At 67.5% G+C, this 22,663-nt stretch carries 21 protein-coding genes; 15 read left to right on the top strand and 6 right to left on the bottom strand.

The window, feature by feature from the left end:
- Positions 1 to 97: 97 nt before the first annotated feature.
- From VHP37_33780 to VHP37_33735, 10 genes are all read left to right on the top strand, one after another.
- The gene (locus tag VHP37_33780) at positions 98 to 2,977 is read left to right on the top strand and encodes a 2-oxoglutarate dehydrogenase E1 component (GenBank protein ID HEX2831347.1); all 2,880 of its coding nucleotides are present in this window, start codon (positions 98 to 100) and stop codon (positions 2,975 to 2,977) included.
- A gap of 12 nt (positions 2,978 to 2,989) precedes the next feature.
- Positions 2,990 to 4,252 (top strand): 2-oxoglutarate dehydrogenase complex dihydrolipoyllysine-residue succinyltransferase, encoded by a 1,263-nt coding sequence (gene odhB / locus VHP37_33775; GenBank protein HEX2831346.1) that lies wholly within the window; start codon positions 2,990 to 2,992, stop codon positions 4,250 to 4,252.
- An 81-nt stretch (positions 4,253 to 4,333) separates the two neighbouring features.
- A complete protein-coding gene (lpdA, locus tag VHP37_33770) occupies positions 4,334 to 5,758 on the top strand; it encodes a dihydrolipoyl dehydrogenase (GenBank protein ID HEX2831345.1) in 1,425 nt (474 codons plus the stop codon).
- Positions 5,759 to 5,768: 10 nt separating this feature from the next.
- Positions 5,769 to 6,878, top strand: a complete 1,110-nt coding sequence (gene zapE / locus VHP37_33765) for a cell division protein ZapE (GenBank protein ID HEX2831344.1) — start codon at positions 5,769 to 5,771, stop codon at positions 6,876 to 6,878.
- 292 nt (positions 6,879 to 7,170) lie between these two features.
- Entirely contained in the window at positions 7,171 to 8,157 is a 987-nt protein-coding gene (locus tag VHP37_33760; GenBank protein ID HEX2831343.1) for an oxidoreductase, read from the top strand.
- 19 nt (positions 8,158 to 8,176) lie between these two features.
- Positions 8,177 to 10,075, top strand: coding sequence for a propionate--CoA ligase (locus VHP37_33755; protein HEX2831342.1), 1,899 nt, complete (start codon positions 8,177 to 8,179; stop codon positions 10,073 to 10,075).
- Between the two features lie 497 nt (positions 10,076 to 10,572).
- Positions 10,573 to 11,535, top strand: a complete 963-nt coding sequence (locus tag VHP37_33750; GenBank protein HEX2831341.1) for a tripartite tricarboxylate transporter substrate binding protein — start codon at positions 10,573 to 10,575, stop codon at positions 11,533 to 11,535.
- Between the two features lie 39 nt (positions 11,536 to 11,574).
- Positions 11,575 to 11,877 (top strand): YciI family protein, encoded by a 303-nt coding sequence (locus tag VHP37_33745; protein ID HEX2831340.1) that lies wholly within the window; start codon positions 11,575 to 11,577, stop codon positions 11,875 to 11,877.
- Between the two features lie 52 nt (positions 11,878 to 11,929).
- A complete protein-coding gene (locus VHP37_33740) occupies positions 11,930 to 12,388 on the top strand; it encodes a hypothetical protein (GenBank protein HEX2831339.1) in 459 nt (152 codons plus the stop codon).
- A 79-nt stretch (positions 12,389 to 12,467) separates the two neighbouring features.
- On the top strand, positions 12,468 to 13,778 hold the full coding sequence (locus VHP37_33735; GenBank protein HEX2831338.1) for a hypothetical protein: 1,311 nt from the start codon (positions 12,468 to 12,470) through the stop codon (positions 13,776 to 13,778).
- 3 nt (positions 13,779 to 13,781) lie between these two features.
- On the opposite strand, the gene VHP37_33730 is transcribed toward VHP37_33735, so the two are convergent.
- Positions 13,782 to 14,189: a MarR family transcriptional regulator gene (locus VHP37_33730; protein HEX2831337.1), complete on the bottom strand. Its 408-nt coding sequence runs from the start codon at positions 14,187 to 14,189 to the stop codon at positions 13,782 to 13,784.
- Positions 14,190 to 14,262: 73 nt separating this feature from the next.
- On the opposite strand from VHP37_33730, the gene asnS reads away from it, so the two are divergent.
- The 3 genes from asnS to VHP37_33715 are packed head-to-tail and all read left to right on the top strand — an operon-like array spanning position 14,263 to position 16,261.
- The gene (gene asnS / locus VHP37_33725) at positions 14,263 to 15,663 is read left to right on the top strand and encodes an asparagine--tRNA ligase (GenBank protein ID HEX2831336.1); all 1,401 of its coding nucleotides are present in this window, start codon (positions 14,263 to 14,265) and stop codon (positions 15,661 to 15,663) included.
- A 13-nt stretch (positions 15,664 to 15,676) separates the two neighbouring features.
- A complete protein-coding gene (locus tag VHP37_33720) occupies positions 15,677 to 15,922 on the top strand; it encodes a hypothetical protein (GenBank protein HEX2831335.1) in 246 nt (81 codons plus the stop codon).
- Positions 15,923 to 15,925: 3 nt separating this feature from the next.
- Positions 15,926 to 16,261: a hypothetical protein gene (locus VHP37_33715; GenBank protein ID HEX2831334.1), complete on the top strand. Its 336-nt coding sequence runs from the start codon at positions 15,926 to 15,928 to the stop codon at positions 16,259 to 16,261.
- A 528-nt stretch (positions 16,262 to 16,789) separates the two neighbouring features.
- Here VHP37_33715 and VHP37_33710 read toward each other — a convergent pair.
- From VHP37_33710 to VHP37_33690, 5 genes are all read right to left on the bottom strand, one after another.
- On the bottom strand, positions 16,790 to 16,999 hold the full coding sequence (locus VHP37_33710; GenBank protein ID HEX2831333.1) for a hypothetical protein: 210 nt from the start codon (positions 16,997 to 16,999) through the stop codon (positions 16,790 to 16,792).
- Positions 16,996 to 17,286, bottom strand: coding sequence for a hypothetical protein (locus tag VHP37_33705; protein ID HEX2831332.1), 291 nt, complete (start codon positions 17,284 to 17,286; stop codon positions 16,996 to 16,998). The genes VHP37_33710 and VHP37_33705 overlap by 4 nt, the downstream gene beginning before the upstream one ends.
- On the bottom strand, positions 17,283 to 17,630 hold the full coding sequence (locus tag VHP37_33700; GenBank protein HEX2831331.1) for a DUF4326 domain-containing protein: 348 nt from the start codon (positions 17,628 to 17,630) through the stop codon (positions 17,283 to 17,285). The genes VHP37_33705 and VHP37_33700 overlap by 4 nt, the downstream gene beginning before the upstream one ends.
- Positions 17,627 to 17,896 (bottom strand): hypothetical protein, encoded by a 270-nt coding sequence (locus VHP37_33695; protein HEX2831330.1) that lies wholly within the window; start codon positions 17,894 to 17,896, stop codon positions 17,627 to 17,629. The genes VHP37_33700 and VHP37_33695 overlap by 4 nt, the downstream gene beginning before the upstream one ends.
- Before the next feature lie 444 nt (positions 17,897 to 18,340).
- The gene (locus VHP37_33690) at positions 18,341 to 19,648 is read right to left on the bottom strand and encodes a diguanylate cyclase (protein ID HEX2831329.1); all 1,308 of its coding nucleotides are present in this window, start codon (positions 19,646 to 19,648) and stop codon (positions 18,341 to 18,343) included.
- Positions 19,649 to 19,825: 177 nt separating this feature from the next.
- Here VHP37_33690 and VHP37_33685 point away from each other — a divergent pair, with 177 nt between their 5' ends.
- Complete coding sequence (locus VHP37_33685; GenBank protein HEX2831328.1) at positions 19,826 to 22,243, top strand: PAS domain S-box protein; 2,418 nt, start codon at positions 19,826 to 19,828, stop codon at positions 22,241 to 22,243.
- Positions 22,240 to 22,617, top strand: coding sequence for a response regulator (locus tag VHP37_33680; protein ID HEX2831327.1), 378 nt, complete (start codon positions 22,240 to 22,242; stop codon positions 22,615 to 22,617). The genes VHP37_33685 and VHP37_33680 overlap by 4 nt, the downstream gene beginning before the upstream one ends.
- The last annotated feature ends 46 nt before the right edge of the window (positions 22,618 to 22,663 follow it).

Genomic DNA, 22,663 nt, shown 5'->3' with positions numbered 1-22,663 from the left:
CCCCCGCTACCGCGGGTCGGAATGACGATTTCTTACGCTTTCCCTCTGCGTCCTTTGCGTCCTCTGCGGTCAATAACGCCCTTGGAGCGTTGACATCATGATGAAAGAATTCCTCGGCAACTCGTACCTCTTCGGCTCCAACGCGCCTTTCATCGAAGACCTGTACGAGCGGTATCTGAAGGACCCGCAGTCGGTCGAGCCGCGCTGGCGCAGCTATTTCGACGAGCTGCAGCGCCTCGACGACGGTCCCGCGGACGTCTCGCGCGAGGAAGTCGAGCAGCGCTTCATCGACCTCGCCAAGACCGGCCGCCGTGCCGCCGCGAAGCCCGCCGAGACCGGCCAACTCTCGCAGAAGCAGTTCGCCGTGCTGCAGCTCATCAGCGCGTATCGCACGCTCGGCGTGCGCATGGCCGACGTCGATCCGCTGGGCCGCGCCGAGAAGCCGTACATCCAGGAGCTCGATCCCGCGTTCTACGGCCTCGGTGAGGCCGACATGCAGACCGTCTTCAACACCGGCACGCTGGTGTGGAAGCGCGAGGCGACGCTCGCCGAGATCCTCGATTTCGTGAAGACCACGTACTGCGGCACGATCGGCGCCGAGTACATGTACATGACCGACATGGCGCAGCGCCGCTGGGTGCAGGAGCGCATCGAGTCGGTGCAGGCCAGGCCGAGTTACGACGCCGAGTACAAGAAGCACATCCTCGAGCGCCTCACCGCCGCCGAGACGCTGGAGAAGTACCTCCACACGCGCTACGTCGGCCAGAAGCGCTTCTCGGGCGAGGGCGGCGAGTCGGTGATCGCGCAGCTCGACTTGTTGCTCCAGCGCGCCGGCAAAGCCGGCGTGCAGGAGTTGGTGATCGGCATGGCGCACCGCGGCCGCCTCGGCGTGCTCGTCAACACGCTGGGCAAGATGCCGAAGGACCTCTTCGCCGAGTTCGAAGGCAAGCACGACGATCACGAGCTGCTCGCGGGCGACGTGAAGTACCACATGGGCTTCTCGTCGAACATCATGACGCCGGGCGGCCCGATGCACGTCACGCTCGCGTTCAACCCGTCGCACCTGGAGATCGTGAACCCGGTCGTCGAGGGCTCGGTGCGCGCCCGCCAGCACCGCCGCAAGGACTACAAAGGCGACCAGGTGCTGCCGGTGCTGCTGCACGGCGACGCCGCGTTCGCGGGCCAGGGCATCACGCAGGAGACGCTGAACCTCGCGCAGACCCGCGGCTACGGCACCGGCGGCACGATGCACATCGTCGTCAACAACCAGATCGGTTTCACGACGTCCGATATCCGCGACATCCGCTCGACGCTGTACTGCACCGACGTCGCCAAGATGCTCGAAGTGCCGATCTTCCACGTCAACGGCGACGATCCCGAGGCGGTCTGCCTCGTGACCGAGATCGCGCTCGACTACCGCATGCAGTTCCACAAGGACGCGGTGATCGACGTGGTGTGCTACCGCCGCCTGGGCCACAACGAGCAGGACGAGCCGATGGTGACGCAGCCGCTCATGTACAAGCGCATCCAGAAGCTGCCCACCACGCGCAAGCTGTACGCCGACAGGCTCGAGCGCGAAGGCGTCGTCAAGGAAGGCGAGGCCGACGAGATGATCGCCACGTTCAGGAAGGCGCTCGACCAGGGCTACCACACCAACAAGACGATCCTCCAGAACTACAAGCCGCCGTTCGAGATCGACTGGAGCAAGTACAAGGGCGGCAAGTGGACCGACAGCGAAGACGCGCCGGTCCCGCTCGACAAGCTCAAGGCGCTGGCGGAGAAGATCACCACCGTCCCCGACAACTTCAAGCTGCACCCGCGCGTGCAGAAGATCATGGAAGACCGGCGCGCGATGGCGAAAGGCGAGCTGCCGCTGGACTGGGGCATGGCCGAGCACCTCGCGTTCGCGTCGCTGCTCGACGAAGGCTACCCGATCCGCCTCTCGGGCCAGGACAGCGGGCGCGGCACGTTCTTCCACCGCCACGCGGTGCTGCACGACCAGAGCCGCGAGCGCTGGGACCAGGGCGCCTACATCCCGCTCCAGCACGTGTCCGACAAGGCGGACTTCGTCGTCATCGACTCGCTGCTGTCGGAAGAGGCCGTGCTCGGCTTCGAGTACGGCTATGCGACGTCGAGCCCCAACGAGCTCGTGATCTGGGAAGCGCAGTTCGGCGACTTCGCCAACGGCGCGCAGGTCGTCATCGACCAGTTCATCGCCTCCGGCGAGGTGAAGTGGGGCCGCATGTGCGGGCTCACGCTGATGCTGCCGCACGGCTACGAAGGGCAGGGCCCCGAGCACTCCTCGGCCCGCATCGAGCGCTACCTCCAGCTCAGCGCGGACTACAACATGCAGGTCTGCGTGCCGGCGACCCCGGTGCAGCTCTACTTCCTGCTGCGCCGTCAGATGGTCCGCCCGTATCGCAAGCCGCTCATCATCTTCACGCCCAAGAGCCTGCTGCGCCACAAGGAGTCGGTGTCGCCGCTGGAAGAGTTCGCGACCGACAAGTTCCGTCCGATCAACGAGGACTGGGACGCCAAGGACATCGACGCGTCCAAGGTCCAGCGCGTCGTGTTCTGCAGCGGCAAGGTGTGGTACGACCTGCGCGCGGGGCGCAAGGCGAAGGGCATCAAGGACCTGCCGCTGGTGCGGATCGCGCAGCTCTATCCGTTCCCGCACGACGACATGCAGGCCTTTCTCGAACGTTACAAGGACGCGACGGAGATCGTGTGGTGTCAGGAGGAGCCGAGGAACCAGGGCGCGTGGCACCGTATCCAGCACTACCTGCTGCGCCACCTGCTTCCGCATCAGAAGCTCTACTACGCCGGCCGGGATTCCTCGGCTTCGCCCGCGGCGGGCTACAAGCAGCTGCACGACGAGCAGCAGAAGGCGCTCGTCGAGATGGCCCTGACGCTCTCCGCCGGCTCCGAGCCGCGCGCCGTGGCGCCGCGCCCGCTGCTTGCAGGCGAAGACTACTAAACGGAGTTTGTAATGCTAGTGGAAGTCAAAGTCCCGCAGCTTTCGGAGTCGGTCGCCGAGGCGACGCTGCTCTCCTGGCACAAGCAGCCGGGCGAGTTCGTGAACCGCGACGAGAACCTGGTCGACATCGAGACCGACAAGGTCGTGCTCGAGACGCCCGCGCCGCAGGCGGGCGTGCTGGTGAAGATCATCAAGGGCGACGGCGGAACGGTCGCGAGCAACGAGGTGATCGCGCAGATCGACACCGAAGCCAAGGCGGCGGCTGCCGCGGGTGACGGCGGCAAGGCCGCGGCCGCCCCGGCGGCCAAGGCGGCCGCGCCCGAGACGAAAGGCTCCGCGAAGAAAGAGGGCGCGCCGGCCATGCCCGCCGCGCAGAAGCACGCGGCGGAGAAGCAGGTCGACACCTCGACCATCGCCGGCACCGGCCGCGGCGGCCGCGTCACCAAGGGCGACGTGCTCCAGGCCGCGCAAGCGCCTGCTCAGCAGCAGCCCGCTCAGGCCAAAGCGCCTTCCGCGCCCGCGCCGACGCCCGCGCGCGCACCCGCGCCGACGGTCGACATCGGCCAGCTGGGCGATCGTCCCGAGCAGCGGGTGCCGATGTCGCGCCTCCGCGCGCGGATCGCCGAGCGCCTGCTCCAGTCGCAGGCCACCGCCGCGATCCTCACGACGTTCAACGAAGTGAACATGCAGCCGGTCCTGGACCTGCGCAAGAAATACCAGGACCGCTTCGAGAAAGAGCACGGCGTGCGGCTGGGCTTCACGTCGTTCTTCGTCAAGGCCGCGGTCTACGCGCTGAAGAAGTACCCGGTCGTCAACGCCTCGGTCGACGGCAACGACATCGTCTACCACGGCTATTACGACATCGGCGTCGCGGTGGGCAGCCCGCGCGGCCTGGTCGTCCCGGTCATCCGCAACGCGGACCAGATGAGCCTCGCCGACATCGAGAAGACGATCGCCGACTTCGGCAAGCGCGCGCAGGAAGGCAAGCTCACCCTCGAGGAGCTCACCGGCGGCACGTTCTCGATCTCCAACGGCGGCGTGTTCGGCTCGATGCTCTCCACGCCGATCATCAACCCGCCGCAGAGCGCCATCCTCGGCGTGCACGCGACCAAGGAGCGCGCAGTCGTCGAGAACGGACAAGTCGTGGTGCGTCCGATGAACTATCTCGCGCTCTCCTACGACCACCGCATCATCGACGGCCGCGAAGCGGTGCTTTCTCTCGTCGCCATGAAAGACGCGTTGGAAGACCCGTCTCGCATTCTTCTCGAGATCTAGTGAAACGTGAAACGTGAAACGGACCGTCCCGGGTTCTCACCCTTCACGTTTCACATTTCACGTTTCACCCGATAGTCACTCATGAACAAAAATTTCGACGTAGTGGTCATCGGGGCAGGCCCCGGCGGCTACATTGCCGCGATCCGCGCGGCTCAGCTCGGCCTCAGCGCCGCGTGCATCGACGAATGGAAGACCGGCGACGGCAAGCCCGCGCCGGGCGGCACGTGTACCAACGTCGGCTGCATACCCTCGAAAGCGCTGTTGCAATCCTCCGAGAACTACGAGCACGCCGGCCATGCCTTCGCCGATCACGGCATCCAGGTGAAGGGGCTTGAGATCGACGTGGCGACGATGCTCAAGAGGAAGGACAAGGTCGTCAGGCAGAACAACGACGGCATCCTCTATCTCTTCAAGAAGAACAAGGTGACGTTCTTCCACGGCCGCGGCAGCTTCGCGGGCTCGGACGAGAACGGCTACCAGGTCGCGGTCGCGGGCGCCAAGGAAGAGACCATCACCGCCAGGCACGTGATCGTCGCGACGGGCTCCAACCCGCGCGCGCTGCCGGGCACGCCGTTCGACAACGACCTCGTCCTCGACAACGCGGGGGCGCTGGCGATCCCGGAAGTGCCGAAGAAGCTGGGCGTGATCGGCGCCGGCGTCATCGGGCTCGAGATGGGCAGCGTGTGGCGCCGCCTCGGGTCCGAGGTGCAGATCCTCGAAGCGTTGCCCACGTTCCTCGGCGCCGCCGACGAAGCCGTCGCCAAGGAAGCGGCGAAGGCCTTCAAGAAGCAGGGTCTCGCGATCGAGCTCGGCGTGAAGGTCACCAGGGTCACGGCCAAGAAGAACGTGAAGGTCGAGTACACCGACAGCTCGGGCAAGGACCGGTCGGCGACGTTCGACAAGCTCATCGTGTCGATCGGCCGCGTGCCGAATACCGAGGGCCTCAACGCCGAGGCGGTGGGCCTCACCCTCGACGAGCGCGGCTTCGTCGCGGTCGACGACCATTGCCGCACCAATCTCGACAACGTCTGGGCGATCGGCGACGTGGTGCGCGGCCCCATGCTCGCGCACAAGGCCGAAGAAGAGGGCGTCGCGGTCGCACAGCGCATCGCGGGCCAGTACGGCCACGTCGACTTCAACACCGTGCCGTGGGTGATCTACACCAGCCCCGAGATCGCGTGGGTCGGCAAGACCGAGCAGCAGCTCAAGGCCGAGGGTGTGGACTATCGCACCGGCAGCTTCCCGTTCATGGCGAACGGCCGCGCGCGGGCGCTGGGCGACACCACCGGTTTCGTGAAGATGATCGCGGACGCCAAGACCGACCGCATCCTCGGCGTGCACGTCATCGGCCCGATGGCCTCGGAGCTCATCTCCGAAGCGGTCGTCGCGATGGAGTTCGGCGCGTCCTCCGAAGACATCGCGATGATCTGCCACGCCCACCCGTCGCTGTCCGAAGCGACGAAAGAAGCGGCGCTGGCGGTGGACAACCGGACGCTGAACTTCTAGGGACGGCCCCGTGGCCGCTCCCGCAGACTTCCGCGACTGGATCCGCGAGCACGCCCGCGAGCACGGCTTCGCGCTCGACGCGGCGCAGGAGCGCGCGGTCGACCACTTCGAGCGCCTCTGCGAGGACCTGATCGGGCTGGAGCGGCTCGAAGCCTCGCTGATCCGCCTGCTCGCGCGCAAACGCGTCGTGCGCGGCCTCTACCTGTGGGGCGGCGTCGGCCGGGGAAAAAGCTTCCTCATGGACAGCTTCTACGCGGCGGCGCCCGTGCGCCGCAAGCAGCGCATCCACTTCCACCGCTTCATGCAGCAGGTGCACCGCGAGCTGCACGCCAGGACGGGGCAGGCCGAGCCGCTGGCGGCGATCGCGCGCGACTGGGCGAAGGAAGCGCGGCTGCTGTGCCTCGACGAGTTCCACATCACCGACATCACCGACGCGATGGTGATGAAGCGCCTGCTCGAGGCGTTCTTCGAGCAGGGCGTGGTGATCGTCACCACGTCGAACTTCGAGCCCGACTCGCTCTATCTGCACGGGTTGCAGCGCAACCAGTTTTTGCCGGCGATCGATCTCATCAAGCAGAACCTCGACGTGGTCAACGTCGACACCGGGACCGACTACCGGCTGCGCGAGCTCGAGAGGGCGGGCATCTACCACGTCGAGCAGGGCGCCGACACCGCGCTGGAGCGTGCGTTCGCGAGCATCGCGAGCGAGCCGGGCGAGTCGACCGGGATCGAGGTGGAGGGCCGCACGATGCGCCCCCGCCGGCACGCGCCGGGCGTGATCTGGTTCGATTTCGCCGAGCTGTGCGAAGGGCCGCGCGGCAAGCCCGATTACATCGAGCTTAGCCGCCGCTATCACACCGTGCTCGTGTCCAACCTGCCGCGCTTCGGCGCGCGCGACGCCGACAAGCTGCGGCGCTTCGTGTGGATGATCGACGAGTTCTACGACCGCCGAGTCAAGCTCGTCGTGTCGGCGGCCGCGCCCGCGGAAGAGCTGGTCATGGATGCGGACGAAGGCGACAAGTTCCTCGCGAACCTCAACGCGTCGCTCAAGGAACGCCTGGTGAGCCGGCTCACCGAGATGCAGACCAGGGACTACCTCTCGCAGCCCCATCTCCAATAAGCGCCGCCTCGAGGAAAAGCGCTTCTAGACGCAGAGGCGCACGGCGGCGCGCAGAGGAAAGGCAAAGGCGGCGGGGTTGCGCCGTCATTCCCGCGCAAGCGGGAATCCATTTTCAAACCGTCAAACGCCAAAATGGATTCCCGATCTCCTCCGCTAACGCGGGTCGGGAATGACGGCTCTCGTTCGTCTTCCGCTGCGCGCCTCTGCGTCCTCTGCGGTAAAAAACGCCTTTCAAGGTAGGTCAACGTGCCCCGGTGAACGGGTAGTATTGAGGTTCGCATCGGAGGAGAGCATGAACCCGTTCAAAGCATTCCGCGTTTTCAACGAAGACAACAGGATCGCCGGACGGATCGTCGATGCGTCGCTCGATGATTATTCCCAGGGCGAAGTGGTCTTCAAGACGGCGTACTCGAGCGTCAACTACAAGGACGCGCTGGCCGGCACCGGCACCGGCGGCAAGATCATCCGCAAGTACCCGCTGACCGGCGGCATCGACGCCGCGGGCACGGTCGTGTCATCGACCCACGCGCGCTTCAAGGCCGGCGACGAGGTGATCTGCACGAGCTACGACATGGGCGTCGCGCACGACGGGGGCTACGCCGAGTACTGCCGGGTCCCGGCCGACTGGGTCGTGCCGCTGCCCTCGGGCCTCACGACGTACGAAGCGATGGCGCTGGGCACCGCGGGCTACACCGCGGGCCTCGCGTTCGAGCTGCTCGAGCTGAACGGGCTTACGCCTTCCAAAGGCAAGGTGCTCGTGAACGGCGCAACCGGCGGCGTCGCGACGCTCGCGATCGACATGCTCGCGGCCAAAGGCTACGACGTGACCGCGGTCACCGGCAAGGACTCGGAGCACGGGTTCCTGAAAGAGCTCGGCGCGCGCGACATCGTCGCGCGCCAGTCGCTCGACCTGGGCTCGCGGCCGCTGGAAAAACCGCTGTGGCACGCCGCGTTCGATTCGGTCGGCGGCGACCAGCTCGGCTGGCTTACGCGCACCATGCACCAGCACGGGCTGATCGCAAGCTTCGGCAACGCCGGCGGCATCGAATTCAAGACCACGGTGCTGCCCTTCATCCTGCGCGGTGTGCGGCTGCTCGGCGTGGATTCGGCGGCGACGCCGATGCCGCTGCGAACCAAAGTCTGGCAGCGCCTGGCGGGCGATCTCAAGCCGCGGCACCTCGATTCGATCGCGTATCGCATCGGGCTCGACGAGCTGCCGCCGCAATTCGACAAGCTGGTCAAGGGCGGGGCGAGAGGCAGGGCTGTCGTAGCGTTGTAAGCCTGGAGGAGGCTGCTGCATGGGCACGTACGCGGATTTCCATCGCCGTTCCATCGACCAGCGCGAAGGCTTCTGGCGCGAGGAAGCGAAGCTCGTCGACTGGCATCAGCCTTTCGACACGGTGCTCGACTACAGCCGGCCGCCTTTCGCGCGCTGGTTCGTCGGCGGAGAAACGAATCTGTGCCACAACGCGGTCGACCGCCATCTCGCGCAGCGCGCCTCGCAGCCCGCGCTCGTCTACGTCTCGACCGAGACCGACACCGAATCGAGCTACACCTACGCCGAGCTGCACCGCGAGGTGAACGCCTTCGCCGCGGTGCTGCGCGAGCAGGGTGTCGCGCGCGGCGACCGCGTGCTCGTCTACATGCCGATGATCCCCGAGGCGGTGTTCGCGATGCTCGCCTGCGCGCGCATCGGCGCGATCCACTCGGTGGTGTTCGGCGGCTTCGCGGCCGCGAGCCTCGCGACGCGCATCGACGACGCGCGGCCGAAGGTGATGGTCACCTCCGACGCGGGCATGCGCGGCGGGCGCGCGATCCCCTACAAGCATCTGGTGGACGAGGCGATACGGCTCTCCAAAGCGCCGCCTTCCAAAGTGATCATCGTCGATCGCGGCATCGACAGGGACATGCCGCGCGTCGAAGGACGCGATCTCGATTACGCGAGCTTGCGCGCGCGCCACGGAAACGCCGAGGTGCCGGTGGAGTGGCTGGAATCGAGCGAGCCGTCGTACATCCTCTACACCTCGGGCACGACCGGCAAACCGAAAGGCGTGCAGCGCGACACCGGCGGGTACGCCGTCGCGCTGGCGAGCTCGATGAAGCGCATCTACGGCGTCGAAGCCGGAGAGACGATGTTCACCACCTCCGACATCGGCTGGGTGGTGGGGCATTCGTATATCGTCTACGGGCCGCTGATCGCGGGGGCGACGACGGTGATGTACGAAGGGCTGCCGATCAGGCCCGACGGCGCGATCTGGTGGAAGATCGTCGAAGAGAAGAAAGTGCACGTCATGTTCTCCTCGCCGACCGCGGCGCGCGTGCTGAAGAAACAGGATCCAGCGCTGCTCAAGCGTCACGATTTATCCACCCTGCGCACGCTCTTCCTCGCCGGCGAGCCGCTCGACGAGCCGACGCACCGCTGGATGGCTGATGCGATCGGCAAGCCGGTGATCGACCACTACTGGCAGACCGAGACCGGCTGGCCGATCCTCTCGGCGGTGCACGGCGTGGAGAAGACGCCGATCCGCTTCGGCAGCCCCGGCTTCACGGTCTACGGCTACGATCTGAAGCTATTGCGCGAGTCCGACGCCGCCGAAGCCGCGCCGAACGAGAAAGGCGTGGTCGCGATCTTTCCGCCGCTGCCGCCGGGCTGCATGACGACGGTGTGGGGCGATGACGAGCGCTTCGTCAACACCTATTTCACGAGCTTCCGCGACAGGCAGGTGTACTCGACGTTCGACTGGGGCATACGCGATGACGACGGCTATCACTACATCCTCGGCCGCACCGACGACGTGATCAACGTCGCCGGCCACCGGCTCGGCACGCGCGAGATCGAGGAAGCGGTGCAGAGCCACGCCAACGTCGCCGAGGTCGCGGTGGTGGGCGTCGCCGATCCGGTGAAAGGCCAGATGCCGCTCGCGTTCGCGGTGCTGAAGGACACGAGCCGCATCACCGACGATCGCGCGAGGGCGCTCGAAGAACAGGCGGTGATGCAGGCGGTCGACCGCCAGCTCGGCGCGCTCGGCCGCCCGTCGCGCGTGCACTTCGTGTCGCTGCTGCCCAAGACGCGCTCGGGCAAGCTCCTGCGCCGCTCCATCCAGGCCCTCGCCGAAGGCCGCGACCCGGGCGACCTCACCACGATCGAAGACCCCTCGGCGCTCGAGCAGATCCGGGCGGCCCTTAAAAGCGATTGACCGCCAAGGACGCAAAGGACGCAAAGTAAAGGCGTGTTTAAACGCAGAGGCGCACAGAGGCGCACAGAGGCGCGCAGAGGCGCGCAGAGGAAAGGCGAAAAAATCGTCATTCCCGACCCGCGATAGCGGAGGTGATCGGGAATCCATTCGAGGCTGCGCTTCAACGTCAACATGGATCCCGCGCCCGCGCGGGGATGACGTTCTTTTTCGTCATTCCCGACCCGCGATGGCGGAGGGGATCGGGAATCCATTTTGAACTTTGCTTCAACGTCAAGATGGATCCCCGCCTGCGCGGGGATGACGTTCTTTTTCGTCATTCCCGACCCGCGATAGCGGGGGTGATCGGGAATCCATTTTGAACTTTGCGAAAACGTCAACATGGATCCCGCGCCCGCGCGGGGATGACGTTCTTGGTTTTCCTTTGCGTCCTTTGCGTCCCTGGCGGTTAAACACGCCGTTAAGCCGCTAGAATCCCCGCTTCACTCCGAGGATTCAGCATGATGTTTCGTATTGCCGCCGCAGCGGCGCTTGCGCTCGCCGCGGCCGGCGCCGCCGCGCAAGCCCCGTATCCCGTCAAACCCATCCGCGGCATCGTCGGCTTCGTGCCGGGCGGTGCCACCGACATGATGGCGCGCTCGCTCGCGCAGAAGCTCTCCGACGCGTTCGGCCAGCAGATGATCATCGACAACCGCGCCGGCGGCGGAGGCATCATCGCCGCGACCATGGCGAAGGAGGCGCCGCCCGACGGCTACACGATCTTCTTCGGCACGATCAGCACGCTCGGCACCAATCCCGCGACGCACGCGAAGCTGCCGTACGACCCGCTGCGCGATTTCGCGCCGATCACCATGACCTCGCACAACCCGTACTTCCTGGTCGTGCATCCCGCGGTGCCGGCGAAGAGCGTCAAGGAATTCATCGCGCTCGCACGCGCGAAGCCGGGCCAGCTCAACTACGCGAGCTCGGGCACCGGCGGCGGCGCCCATCTCGCGTACGAGCTCTTCCGCGTCACCGCCAAGCTCGACATGGTCCACGTGCCGTACAAAGGCGCCGCGCAATCGATGACCGAGCTCCTCGGCGGCCAGGTGCAGAGCACGCTCGCGCAGCCTTCGGTCTCGCTGGGACACGCGAAAGCGGGCAAGCTGCGCATCCTCGGCGTGACGAGCGCCAAGCCGGTCGCCTCGTGGCCCGACGCGCCGCCGATCGCGCAGACGCTCCCCGGTTTCGAAGCGACCTCGTGGCAGGGCGTGGTCGCGCCTCTGAAGACGCCGGCGCCCATCGTGCAGCGCCTGTACACCGAGATCGTGAAAGCGCTCAACTCGCCGGAGCTCAAGACCAAGCTCGCCGCGGAGAGCTCGGAAGTGGGCGGCATGCCGCCGGAGGAGTTCCGCAAGTTCCTCGCGAGCGAGATCGCGAAATGGAAGCGCGTCGTCAAAGACGCGCACATCAGGATCGAGTAGCGCAGGCGCCCCGCCTGCATCACAACTGGGAGAAGAACCATGCTTTGGGCCATCACCTGTACCGACAAACCGAACACCGCCGCGATCCGCGAGGAGCACCTCCTGCCGCACCGCGCGTATCTCCAGAGCCAGAAAGGGATCCTCGTGCTCGCCGGCGCGACGCAGACCGACGACGGCAAGGAAGCGATCGGCAGCCTCTTCGTGGTCAACGTCGACAGCCGCGACAAGGCGAAAGCGTTCTCCGACGGCGATCCGTTCACGAAGAACGGGGTGTTCTCGAGCGTCACGATCACGCGCATGCGCAAAGGCCAGTGGAACCCCGAAGCCTGCGAAGGCGCGTAACTCGCGCGAACCCGCGCCCGGCGGCCGTGTCTCATCACGCGGAGGTCATTCGATGAGACGTGCGTTCCGGGTCCTGCTCCTGCTCGTGCTCGTGGTGCCGATGGCGCCCGCGGCGCAGGCGAGCCCGTGGCTGTGCACCCTGCCCGACGGGCGCAAGGAGTTCAGCTACGACGCGCAATCGGCGTCCGACCGCGCGTGCGTCGATACGCCGATCTCGCGCGGCCACGTGCGCCGCGCGCCGCCGCCGGACCCTTACGCCTCGCCGGCGGAATTTCCGCGAGTCGACGCGAAGACCCAGAAGAAGCGTGACCTCGCCCGGCGCGAGATCCTCCAGCGCGAGCTCGCAGAGGAGCGGCGCGCGCTGGCGACGGCCATACGGGAGCTCGCCGAGCTGAAAGAGGCGCGCGTCGGCGCGACCGTACCGGCGGTCGTCAAGCAGTACGAAGAGCGCATCCGGACCCATCGCACCAACATCGCCAACATCGAGCGCGAGCTCGCGCGCGCCGGCTAGCATCCCGTCGGACGGGCAGGGCAAATGTCCTGACCCTACGCTAGTGCCGCCCCCGGGCGCACGCTAAGATGGCCTTCCTATGCAGCACCGTTCCCGCACGCATCGCGTCCATCGCAGGCGCCCGTCGAAAAGACGCTGGCTGAAAGTCGTCGTCTTCATCGCGCTCGCGCTGCCGCTCGCCGCGGTCGGCGCGCTGTGGATGTGCTTCGACGACGCGCCCCGCGTGGTGTACGAGGGCGACCTTTCGCAGCAGAGCTACGAGAAAGCCCAGGAGTTCATCGAGAGCCACGACCCGCGCACTGTCGGCGAGGGCGGCGTGCAGACGCTGGTCGCCAGCGAAGACGAGGTGAACCTCGTCGTGAACTACGCCGCCCGCCGCTTCCACCAGGCCGCGGCGCGCGTGGCGCTGCATCCCGGCGCGGCGGTCGTGCACGCGAGCGTGCCGGTGCCGTCGAGCCCGTTCGGGCCGTGGCTCAACGTGCAGGCGGTGGTGCGCGAGTCGCCGGGGCTGCCGGTCGTGGACAAGCTCAAGCTCGGTGCGGTGCGCGTACCGTCCTTCCTCGCCGACTACGCGCTCGAGCGCATCCTCGAGCGTTACGGCGCGGGCGAGCAGGGCCGGGTGGCGAAAGACATGGTGAAGCACGTCGCGTTCACCGATTCCCAGGTCAAGGTGGTCTACGAATGGCGGCAGGACCTCGTGAAGCGCGCCCTGTCGACGCTGACCAGCCAGGACGACCAGGAGCGCTTCCGCGCGTATTCGGCGCGCCTCTTCCAGACCGTCGAGGGCGCGCGGCGCCGCAACTCGATGTCGCTCGCCGAGCTCATGACGCCGCTCTTCAGGCTCGCGCAGCAGCGCTCGGCGGAAGGCAACGCGGCGAAGGAGAACCGCGCCGCGATCATCACGCTCGCGTTCTTCGCCACCGACCGCAGCCTGTCGACGCTGATCCCGGCCGCCGCGTCGTGGCCGGCGCCGGTGCCGGTGACGGTGACGCTGGGCGGCCGCGACGATCTCGCCAAGCACTTCCTCGTCTCCGCCGCGCTCGCGCTCGAAGGCGGCAGCGCGCTGTCCGACGCCATCGGCGTGCGCAAGGAAGTCGACGACGCGAAGCGCTTCGACCGCGACCGCGAAGGTTTCAGCTTCCAGGACCTCGTGGCCGACAAGGCCGGCGCGCGCTTCGGCTCGCTCGCGGTCAAATCGCCGCAGAAGATCCAGCGCGGCATCGCGGCCGGCGTGAAGGAGGCCGACTTCATGCCCCCGCACAAGGACCTCGCGGAGAACATCCCCGAGCCCGAGTTCAGGAAGCGTTACGGCGGGGTCGGGGCGCCCGCGTACAACAACGTCGTCGCCGATATCGAGACGAGGGTCGCGCGCGCGCCGCTGCTGCGCTGAAGCTTAAGAATTCCCGGTCTTCAGCGCCGCGAGCTGCGGCATCAGCCGCTCGGCGAGCAGCTCCGAGCGATGCAGCGACGCGAGCGCCTCGACGCAGCGCTCGCCTTTCGCGGTGAGATGGACCTCGACGCGCCGCCGATCCTCCTCGCACGTGCGGCGCTTCACGAGGCCGAGGCTCTCGCAGCGCGTCACCAGAGCCACCGTGCCGTGATGGTGCGATTGCAGCCGTTCGGCGAGCTCGCCGACGGTGGCCCATTCGCGGCCGGGATAGCCCTTGATGTGCAGCAGCAGCAGGTACTGGAGCGGCGTCACGCCTTCCCGGTGCGTGACGTCCTCGGAGAAGCGCAGGAAGCGGCGCAGCTGGTACCTGAAGTCGGACAGGGTCTCGTAATCCTTTTTCCTGAGCGTCATGACCGAAAAGTATCACGAGGTGATACGTGTCGTCATGAGGCCGGCGCGACCGTGCCGTGCTAGCATCGTTTCCATGAAATGGATGACGACCCGCGAGGTGCTCGGCGGCGCGGCGCAGCCGGACGAGGCGGTGACGGTGAAGGGCTGGGTGCGCACGCGCCGCGATTCGAAAGCGGGCGTGTCGTTCGTCAACGTGTCCGACGGCTCGGGCTTCGATCCGCTGCAGGTCGTGGCGCCGACCGCGCTGCCGAACTACGAGAGCGAGGTACTGCACCTGACCACCGGCTGCGCGATCGAGGCGACCGGCAGGATCGTGAAGACCTCGGGCAAGCGCGAGTCGTTCGAGATGCAGGCCGACGCGGTGCGCGTGGTCGGCTGGGTCGAGGAGCCGGACCAGTATCCCATACAGCCCAAGCCGCACACGCTCGAGTTCCTGCGCGAGGTCGCGCACCTGCGCCCGCGCACCAACACCATCGCCGCGGTCACGCGCATCCGCCACACCATGGCCCAGGCGATCCACCGCTTCTTCCACGAGCGCGGCTTCTTCTGGGTCAACACGCCGATCATCACGGCCTCGGACGCCGAAGGCGCGGGCGCGCTGTTCCGCGTCTCCACGCTCGACGTGGCGAACCTGCCGCGGGACGCGGGAGGGCGCGTCGACTTCAGCCAGGACTTCTTCGGCCGCGAGGCGTTCCTCACGGTCTCGGGCCAGCTCAACATCGAGGCGTACTGCCTCGCGCTCACCAAGGTGTACACGTTCGGGCCGACCTTCCGCGCCGAGAACTCGAATACGAGCAGGCACCTCGCCGAGTTCTGGATGATCGAGCCCGAGATCGCCTTCGCCGACATTCGCGACGACGCCGACCTCGCCGAAGACCTGCTCAAGCACGTCTTCAAGGCGGTGCTCGACGAGCGCGAGGACGACATGGCGTTCATCGACGAGCGCATCCAGAAAGGGGCGCGGCAGCGGCTGCAGGAGATCGTCGATTCGTCCTTCGTGCGCATGGACTACGGCGAGGCGATCGAGGTCCTGCGCTCGGCCAGACAGAAGTTCGAGTTCCCGGTCGAGTGGGGCGTCGATCTGCAGTCGGAGCACGAGCGCTACATCACCGAGCAGCACGTGAAGAAGCCGGTGGTGGTGATGAACTACCCGAAGGACATCAAGGCGTTCTACATGCGCATGAACGACGACGGGAAGACCGTCGCCGCGATGGACGTCCTCGTGCCCGGCATCGGCGAGATCATCGGCGGCAGCCAGCGCGAGGAGCGCCTCGACGTGCTCGATGCGCGCATGGCGGAGCAGGGCCTGTCGGCGGAAGCGTACTCGTGGTACCGCGACCTGCGGCGCTACGGCACGGTGCCGCACGCCGGCTTCGGTCTCGGTTTCGAGCGCGCGCTCGCCTACGTCACCGGCATGACCAACGTGCGCGACGTGATCCCCTTTCCCCGCACCCCCGGCAACGCGAAGTTCTAGCCACGGAGATTCCATGCCCCGCATACCGTACGTCGATCCGAAGACCATCACCGATCCCGAGGTCGCCGCGTATCTCGACCTCGCGCGCAGGGAAGGCACGCCGCGCCCCGAGAGCCAGGCGATCCGCGCGAACGTCCCCACCGTGCTGCGCGCATTCTCCGAAGCGTGGGACCTCACGTTCCGCAACGGCGTGTGCGATCACAACGTCAAGGAGCTGTGCCGCGTCTACGTCTCGAAGTCGATCGACTGCGAGTATTGAGGGGTGCAGCGATCCGCCCAGGCTGGGCGGAAAGGCCTGAAGGAAGAGCAGTACGACGAGCTGCTCAAGTTCGAGACGTCGACCAGGTTCACCGAGCGCGAGAAAGCCGCGCTCACCTACACCAGCGCGATCGCCTGGAACTCCGACATCGCGGACGACGCGCTGTGGGCGAGGCTGCACGAGCACTTCAGCGTGCCCGAGCTCGTCGAGCTGGGTTTCTTCGTCGCGCTCACGCTCGGCCAGCAGCGCTGGATCAAGACGCTCGGGATCGGCCACAGCGAAGTGCTGGCGGATACCACCGCGGGCCTCGCCCCTCACGCCGCGGAGAAGACGGCTTAACCCCTCGGGCGATCGCGGCGTAGGGCGCGTTGGCCGCAACGCGGCGTAACGCACCGCGCCTCTTGGGTCCCTTCACCGCGGCGCATCCACGAAGGACCGTAGGGTGCGCGCAAGCGCACCGCGCCTTTGAAGCCTCAGTCTGTCGTGCTGTGCGACGATGCGGCATCAGACCCGACCCGCCGCGCCTCCTGGTCGCCGCAACCCACGTCCGTTCGAGCGCGAAACCCGGTTCGCGGCGGAAGGTCAACACACGACCATCCGCCACGAACGGCGCGCTCGAACGGACTGCGGCTCCAAGTCGGCGCAACGGGCCGGGTCTGACGCCTGTAACGCGCCGAGTACTGCGAGGAATTGCGCCGATTGGTTTCAGCTCTTGACCAAGGCAAACGCACTCGGCTTCGTCGGCGCTTATGGACGCGCCAACGTGTCGCAGCACACCTATCCAGACGGACTCGTCTTTTGGAACACCGGATTGTGATTCCGGTTGTCGTGGGTTCGAGTCCCATCAGCCACCCCAAATTCAACAAGTTACGCGCGCTCCGCGCGTGGCTGTCTAAGATGAGCGCCGCCCTCTAAGATCAAAGTATCGGCCGGCTCCGACTCATGCAGCAGCCGGCCGTGTCGATCGAAGTGCCGCCAGTATCCGCCGAGCACGAGATCGTCACCCTCGACGCGCATGGTCTCGACGAACTCGACGTAGCCGAAGAGGCGGCGCGGCGTCCACGTGTAGTCGCTCATGCGCTCTCGACCTCGTGCTCTACAGGCTTGTACGCGCGCAGGTACCAGCGCAGCACCATGCAGGACTCGATCATTTGGCGACGCATGAACAGGCCGCGGCCGCCGCGGCGGTCTCCTTTGATGGCGCGCCGGCCAGGCATGCCGAAGCCGTAGCGCAGCGTGTGCCGATAGGCGGCATAGGTGCGTCGAGCAAACTGCATCGTTGCCTCGCGACCATCGCGAGCTTCGAGGAAGTTCAAGCGTCCCCACTCGGCGGCTTCGAGGATGTGCGCAGGCCGCTCGCTCACGTCGACTCCTGCCGATTCGTGAGCTCAAGCAGCACGTCAGCGTGACACGGCTCGTCGAGCGCGCACCAGCACGCGAGGTTTTTCCCGCGGCGCTCAGTGTTCAGCGCGTCGCGCAGCCAGGGGCGGCTCTTCAGCATCTCGGACATATGCGCTGCGTAGACCGCTTTCGCGATCGCTGGCGTCACGACGAAGCTGTACTGATTGCCGTCGATCGCTTCGATCAGCGCCTGCGCACCAACCTTCACGATATTGTCCCGCTGGCTCGGCCCCGCCACCGGCACCGTGTTCGGCGGCATGCGCGACCCCTTTTTGCGCGAGAGCTGAACGCGCTGCGGCGCGCTCACTCCACAGCCCTCCCGCGAAACGTCTTCCGCCGACCGTACACGCACTCGACCATCTCCTCGGTCAGATGGCCGATGACCTCGTGCGCCTGGGGGCCGTCCTGTCTGAGCTTCATCGTGCCGCGCGCAGGCGTGCCGTCGTGACAGCGCACGCGCGCGTGGTCTTCGTCGCCCGAATGCTTGGCGAGCTTGCCGAAGATCGACTTGAAGCCGCTGTCGGTGTAGGCCTCGCCGGCGCGGTTCGGGAAGAGCCACTTCGAGGCGAGCAACCGGCATCGGCTGAAAGACGATGGCATCGCCAATAAGTGGGCGCGTGGGATTCTGGACAAGGATGGACGCGGTCTCGGCAGCGCGCGTCGAGGTTCAAGGAATGGAACGAGTTGACACGGCGTCAGACCCGGCCCGTTGCGCCGACTTGGAGCCGCAGTCCGTTCGAGCGCGCCGTTCGTGGCGGATGGTCGTGTGTTGACCTTCCGCCGCGAACGGGGTTTCGCGCTCGAACGGACGTGGGTTGCGGCGACCAGGAGGCGCGGCGGGTCGGGTCTGGCGCCGACTCGTCGCATCGCATGACATGCTGAGACTTCAAAGGCGCGGTGCGCTTGCGCGCACCCTACGACAAGCACGGTGCGTTACGCCTGTCGGCTACGGTAACGCACCCTACGCCGCTACGCTCAGGACGAACGGTGGTAGGGCTCGGTGCGCTTGCGCGCACCCTACGGGAAATCCGGCGGCGCTGCCGCGGCCTCGCCGTATACGGCGTAGCGGTTGCGGCCGGCATCCTTCGCGGCGTAGAGCGCCTTGTCGCCGTGGCGCATGAGCGTCGCGGTGTCCGCGCCGTGCTCGGGCGAGATGGCGATGCCCACGCTCGCCGCGATCCTGAGCTCGTGCCCCATCACGTCGAACGGCGCCGACAGCACCGCGTTCACTTTCGCGGCGATGTGCACGGCGTCTTCCCTGCGCGTGATGTCGTCGAGCAGCACCACGAACTCGTCGCCGCCGATGCGCGCGACGGTGTCGCTCGCACGCACGCAGCCCTGCAGGCGCAGCGCGACCATGCACAGGAGCTCGTCCCCGACGCCGTGGCCGTGGCGATCGTTGACCGGCTTGAAGCGGTCGAGGTCCACGCACAGCACCGCGCACGAGCGATGCGCGCGCGCGGCGCGCACCAGCGCGACGTTGCAGCGGTCGATGAGCAGCTTGCGGTTGGGCAGCGAGGTGAGCGGATCGTGGTGCGCGATGTGCTCGAGCTGCGCCTCTTTCGCCTTGAGCGCGGTGATGTCGTTCTGCACCGCCACGTGATTGACCACGCGCCCGTCGCCGTCGCGCACGCTCGCGATGCTCACCATCTGCGGGAACACTTCGCCCGACTTCTTGCGCGACCACATCTCGCCCGCCCACGAGCCGGTCCGGTTCACCGCGTCCGCTACGGCGCGGAAGAAATTGGCGCCGTGATGTCCGCTCGGCTCGTGCAGCAGCTCGCGCGGCGTGCGGCCGAGCGCTTCCTCCGGCGTGTAGCCGGTCATGCGCGTGAACGCGGGATTGACCGACACGAAGCACGCGTCGACATCGACGACGACGAGCCCTTCGCTCATGTGCGCGAACGCCGTGCCGGCGAGACGCAGCTTGTGCGCGGCCTCCTTCTGTCCGGACACGTCGAACGCCTCCGCCGCGAGATAGCGCTCGCCGCCGTCGTGCACCAGGTACGCCGTGACCTCCACGTCGCAGTCGCCGCCCGAGCTGCGCGCGATGCGGCTCTCGAACCGCTCGGCCTCGCCGCGCAGCACCGAGGCGAGGACGCGGTCGGCGTGGCCCCCATCGGTCCACAGGCCGCAGTCCGCGACGGGCCGCGCCAGCACTTCGCCCGCGGGTAGGCCGAGCAGGCGCAGCATCGCCGCGTTCACCGCGACGACCTCGGACGTCGAGACGCGGCCCAGCAGGCGCGGCACGGGGCTGCGCTCGAACTGCGCCCGGAAGAGCTCGGCGCCGGGATGAGGCCGGGAGGCGGAAGGGCGGTCGGTCATGGAAGAAAGAGGGCCGCGCGGCGATGCCGTCGCAGCATTATTTTGCCTTTGTTCCCACAGGCATACATCAGGCCTGCCCCGGCGCCAGTGGACGTTATCCGACCGAGGTGCTACTAATCGAACGGGCTTTCGCGCGAGGGGGCGCGAGGGCGGCGGTGCACGAAACGGAGCCTTGCGTTGAGCGCGACGGGCACGGCGGGTCTCACGATTGCCGACAGGCTGCCTCTGCCGCGGCTCGCCCTGCACGCGCTGCTGGTCTTCGCCGGCTATTACGCCGGCGCCAAGGTGGGCCTCATGCTCACCTTCAGCCCCAATCCGATCTCGGTGCTGTGGCCGCCGAACGCGGTATTGCTCGCGGCGCTGCTGCTCACCGGCGAGCGCGCGTGGCCCGTTCTGCTGCTCGCCGCGCTGCCCGCGCACCTGCTCGCCGAGATCGAAGGCGGGGTGCCGGCGCCCATGGTGCTGTGCTGGTACGTGAGCAACGTGAGCGAGGCGTTGATCGGCGCGGCCTCGGTGCGCTATCTCCTCGGCCGGCGCGTGCTCGTGTTCGGCGGGGTGCGCGAGGTCGGCTGCTTCATGGCGGGCGCGGTCGTGCTCGCGCCTTTCCTCTCGTCGTTCCTCGACTCCGCGTTCGTCATGCTCAACGCGTGGGGCGACAAAGGCTACTGGCAGCTCTGGTACACGCGGTTCTTCTCGAACATGCTGGCGGCGCTCACGCTCGTGCCGTTAATCCTCACCGCCGCGACGCTGCGCTGGTCGGCGCTGCGCGCAGCGGCGCCGGCGCGCATCGCCGAAGGGTTGGCGCTCGCATGCAGCGTGCTCGCGGTCAGCATCGTCGTGTTCGACTTGCATCCTTCCGCCTTCAACGTGCCCGGGGCGCAGCTCTACCTGCCGCTGCCCTTCCTGGTGTGGGCGGCGCTGCGCTTCGGTCCTGTCGCGTCGAGCGTTTCGTTCGCGGCGATCGCCTTCTTCGCGATCTGGGGGGCCGCGCACGGACTGGGGCCTTTCACCACCAGCGCCCCGGAGGAGAACGCGCGCGGCGTCCAGTTCTTCCTGATCTTCGTCGGCGTGACCGTGCTCGCGTACGCCGCGTTCTTGCAGGAGCGCCGGCGCACGGAAGCCGAGCGGCTGCGCGAGCAGGATGCGCTGCGCGAGAGCGAAGCGCGCTTCCGTCTCCTCGCCGACACCGCGCCCACGATGATCTGGATGACCGACGTCGACCGGCTCTGCACGTTCGTCAACAAGGGCTGGCTCGATTTCACCGGGCGCTCGCTCCAGGACGAGCTCGGCAACGGCTGGTACGACGGCGTGCACCCCGACGACCGCGATCGCTGCACCGCCACCTATCGTGCGGCAGTCGACGCGCAGCGCCGCTACCAGCTCGAAGTTCGCCTGCGCGACCGGGAAGGCCGTTATCGCTGGCTCATCGCGAGCGGCGCGCCGCGCTTCGCGGCCGACGGGACGTTCACCGGGTACATCGGCTCGTGCACCGACGTGAGCGAGCACAAGGCCTCGGAGCGCACGCTGCGGCTCGCGATGGACGTGCTGCCGATCGCCATCCTCATGGTGGACGAGGCCGGCCGGATCGGCTTCGCCAACGCGCACGCGGAGAAGCTCTTCGGCTACAGCCAGGACGAGCTGACCGGCGCCTCGGTGGACATGCTGATCGCGGAGCCCGCGGGCTATTCCGCGCAGCGCGACGGCATCTTCGCGCTGCCGCTCGCGCAGGCGATGGGCGCGGGCCGCGGCCATCGCGCGCTGCGCCGGGACGGCAGCGACTTCATCGCGGAGGTCGGGCTGCATCCGATCGGCGGCGCCGACGGGCTGCGGGTGCTGGTGGCGATCGTCGACGCGACCGAGCACTACGAGCTCGAGCGCAGCCGCCGCGAGCTCGCGCACATGACGCGCATCTCGCTCATGGGCGAGCTCGCCGCTTCGATCGCGCACGAGCTCAACCAGCCGCTCACCGCCATCCTCGCCAACGCGCGGGCCGCCCAGCAGTTCATGCGGGCCGACAAGCCCGACGTGGCCGAAGTCTGCGACATACTCGCCGACATCGCGAGCGACGACAACCGCGCGGCGGAGGTGATACGCCGCATGCGCTCGCTCGCCAGGAAAGGCGAGCTCGAGATGGCGCCGCTCGAGCTCTCGACGCTCATCCGGGAAGTCGCGGTGCTGGTGCAGAGCGACGCGATCGTGCGCGGCGTGCGCCTGTCGATGCAGCTCGATGACGATCTGCGGGTGAACGGCGACAGGGTGCAGCTCCAGCAGGTCGTGCTCAACCTGCTGCTCAACGCCTTCGACGCGGTCAAGGACCGCCCGCCGGCGCAACGCCTCGTCACGGTCACGGCGGGAGCCGACGCGAAGGGCGCGCGCGTGACGGTCGCCGACAGCGGCACCGGCGTGCCGGCCGACAAGCTGGACAGCATCTTCGATCCGTTCTTCACGTCCAAGCGCGACGGCATCGGGCTGGGCCTTTCGATCAGCCGCTCCATCATCGAGGCGCACGCCGGCCGCCTGCGTGCGGTGAACAACGCCGATTGCGGGGCGACTTTCGAGTTCGTGCTGCCCGCGTTGCCGGGCGCGCGAGCGTGAGCGAAGTCCCGACGATCGCGATCGTCGACGACGACGCATCGGTGCGGCGCGCGGTGCAGCGGCTGCTGCGAGCGGCCGGCATGCGCGCCCAGACGTTCGCGAGCGGCGACGCGTTCCTGCAGAGCCTGGACGGCGCGGCTGCGCCGCGGCCCGCCTGCGTGATCCTCGACGTGCAGATGCCCGGGCTCACCGGGCTGGACGTCCAGGCGAGGCTCGGCGGGGCGCTGCCGATCATCTTCGTCTCGGCGTACGACGAGGCCCACGCGCGCGACCAGGCGCTCGAGGCCGGGGCGGTGGCGTTCCTGCGCAAGCCGTTCAGCGACCAGCTCCTGATCGAGACGCTGCGCGAGGTGCTGGGCGAGGGCGGCCGCTGACGCCGTATTGGACGAAGGCCCAATTGTTCGCGGCCCGTCACGCGGG

Source organism: Burkholderiales bacterium (assembly GCA_036262035.1).
Taxonomy (GTDB): domain Bacteria; phylum Pseudomonadota; class Gammaproteobacteria; order Burkholderiales; family SG8-41; genus JAQGMV01.
The sequence above is the reverse complement of the archived record's forward strand: the minus strand, read 5'-3'. Positions and strand labels throughout refer to the sequence as shown.

Bases quoted from the DNA above. Each gene is read 5' to 3' on its own strand.
- VHP37_33780 (HEX2831347.1), top strand. From the start codon at position 98: ATGATGAAAGAATTCCTCGGCAACTCGTACCTCTTCGGCTCCAACGCG.
- odhB (HEX2831346.1), top strand. From the start codon at position 2,990: ATGCTAGTGGAAGTCAAAGTCCCGCAGCTTTCGGAGTCGGTCGCCGAG.
- lpdA (HEX2831345.1), top strand. From the start codon at position 4,334: ATGAACAAAAATTTCGACGTAGTGGTCATCGGGGCAGGCCCCGGCGGC.
- VHP37_33760 (HEX2831343.1), top strand. From the start codon at position 7,171: ATGAACCCGTTCAAAGCATTCCGCGTTTTCAACGAAGACAACAGGATC.
- VHP37_33755 (HEX2831342.1), top strand. From the start codon at position 8,177: ATGGGCACGTACGCGGATTTCCATCGCCGTTCCATCGACCAGCGCGAA.
- VHP37_33750 (HEX2831341.1), top strand. From the start codon at position 10,573: ATGATGTTTCGTATTGCCGCCGCAGCGGCGCTTGCGCTCGCCGCGGCC.
- VHP37_33745 (HEX2831340.1), top strand. From the start codon at position 11,575: ATGCTTTGGGCCATCACCTGTACCGACAAACCGAACACCGCCGCGATC.
- VHP37_33740 (HEX2831339.1), top strand. From the start codon at position 11,930: ATGAGACGTGCGTTCCGGGTCCTGCTCCTGCTCGTGCTCGTGGTGCCG.
- VHP37_33735 (HEX2831338.1), top strand. From the start codon at position 12,468: ATGCAGCACCGTTCCCGCACGCATCGCGTCCATCGCAGGCGCCCGTCG.
- VHP37_33730 (HEX2831337.1), bottom strand. From the start codon at position 14,189: ATGACGCTCAGGAAAAAGGATTACGAGACCCTGTCCGACTTCAGGTAC.
- asnS (HEX2831336.1), top strand. From the start codon at position 14,263: ATGAAATGGATGACGACCCGCGAGGTGCTCGGCGGCGCGGCGCAGCCG.
- VHP37_33720 (HEX2831335.1), top strand. From the start codon at position 15,677: ATGCCCCGCATACCGTACGTCGATCCGAAGACCATCACCGATCCCGAG.
- VHP37_33710 (HEX2831333.1), bottom strand. From the start codon at position 16,999: ATGAGCGACTACACGTGGACGCCGCGCCGCCTCTTCGGCTACGTCGAG.
- VHP37_33690 (HEX2831329.1), bottom strand. From the start codon at position 19,648: ATGACCGACCGCCCTTCCGCCTCCCGGCCTCATCCCGGCGCCGAGCTC.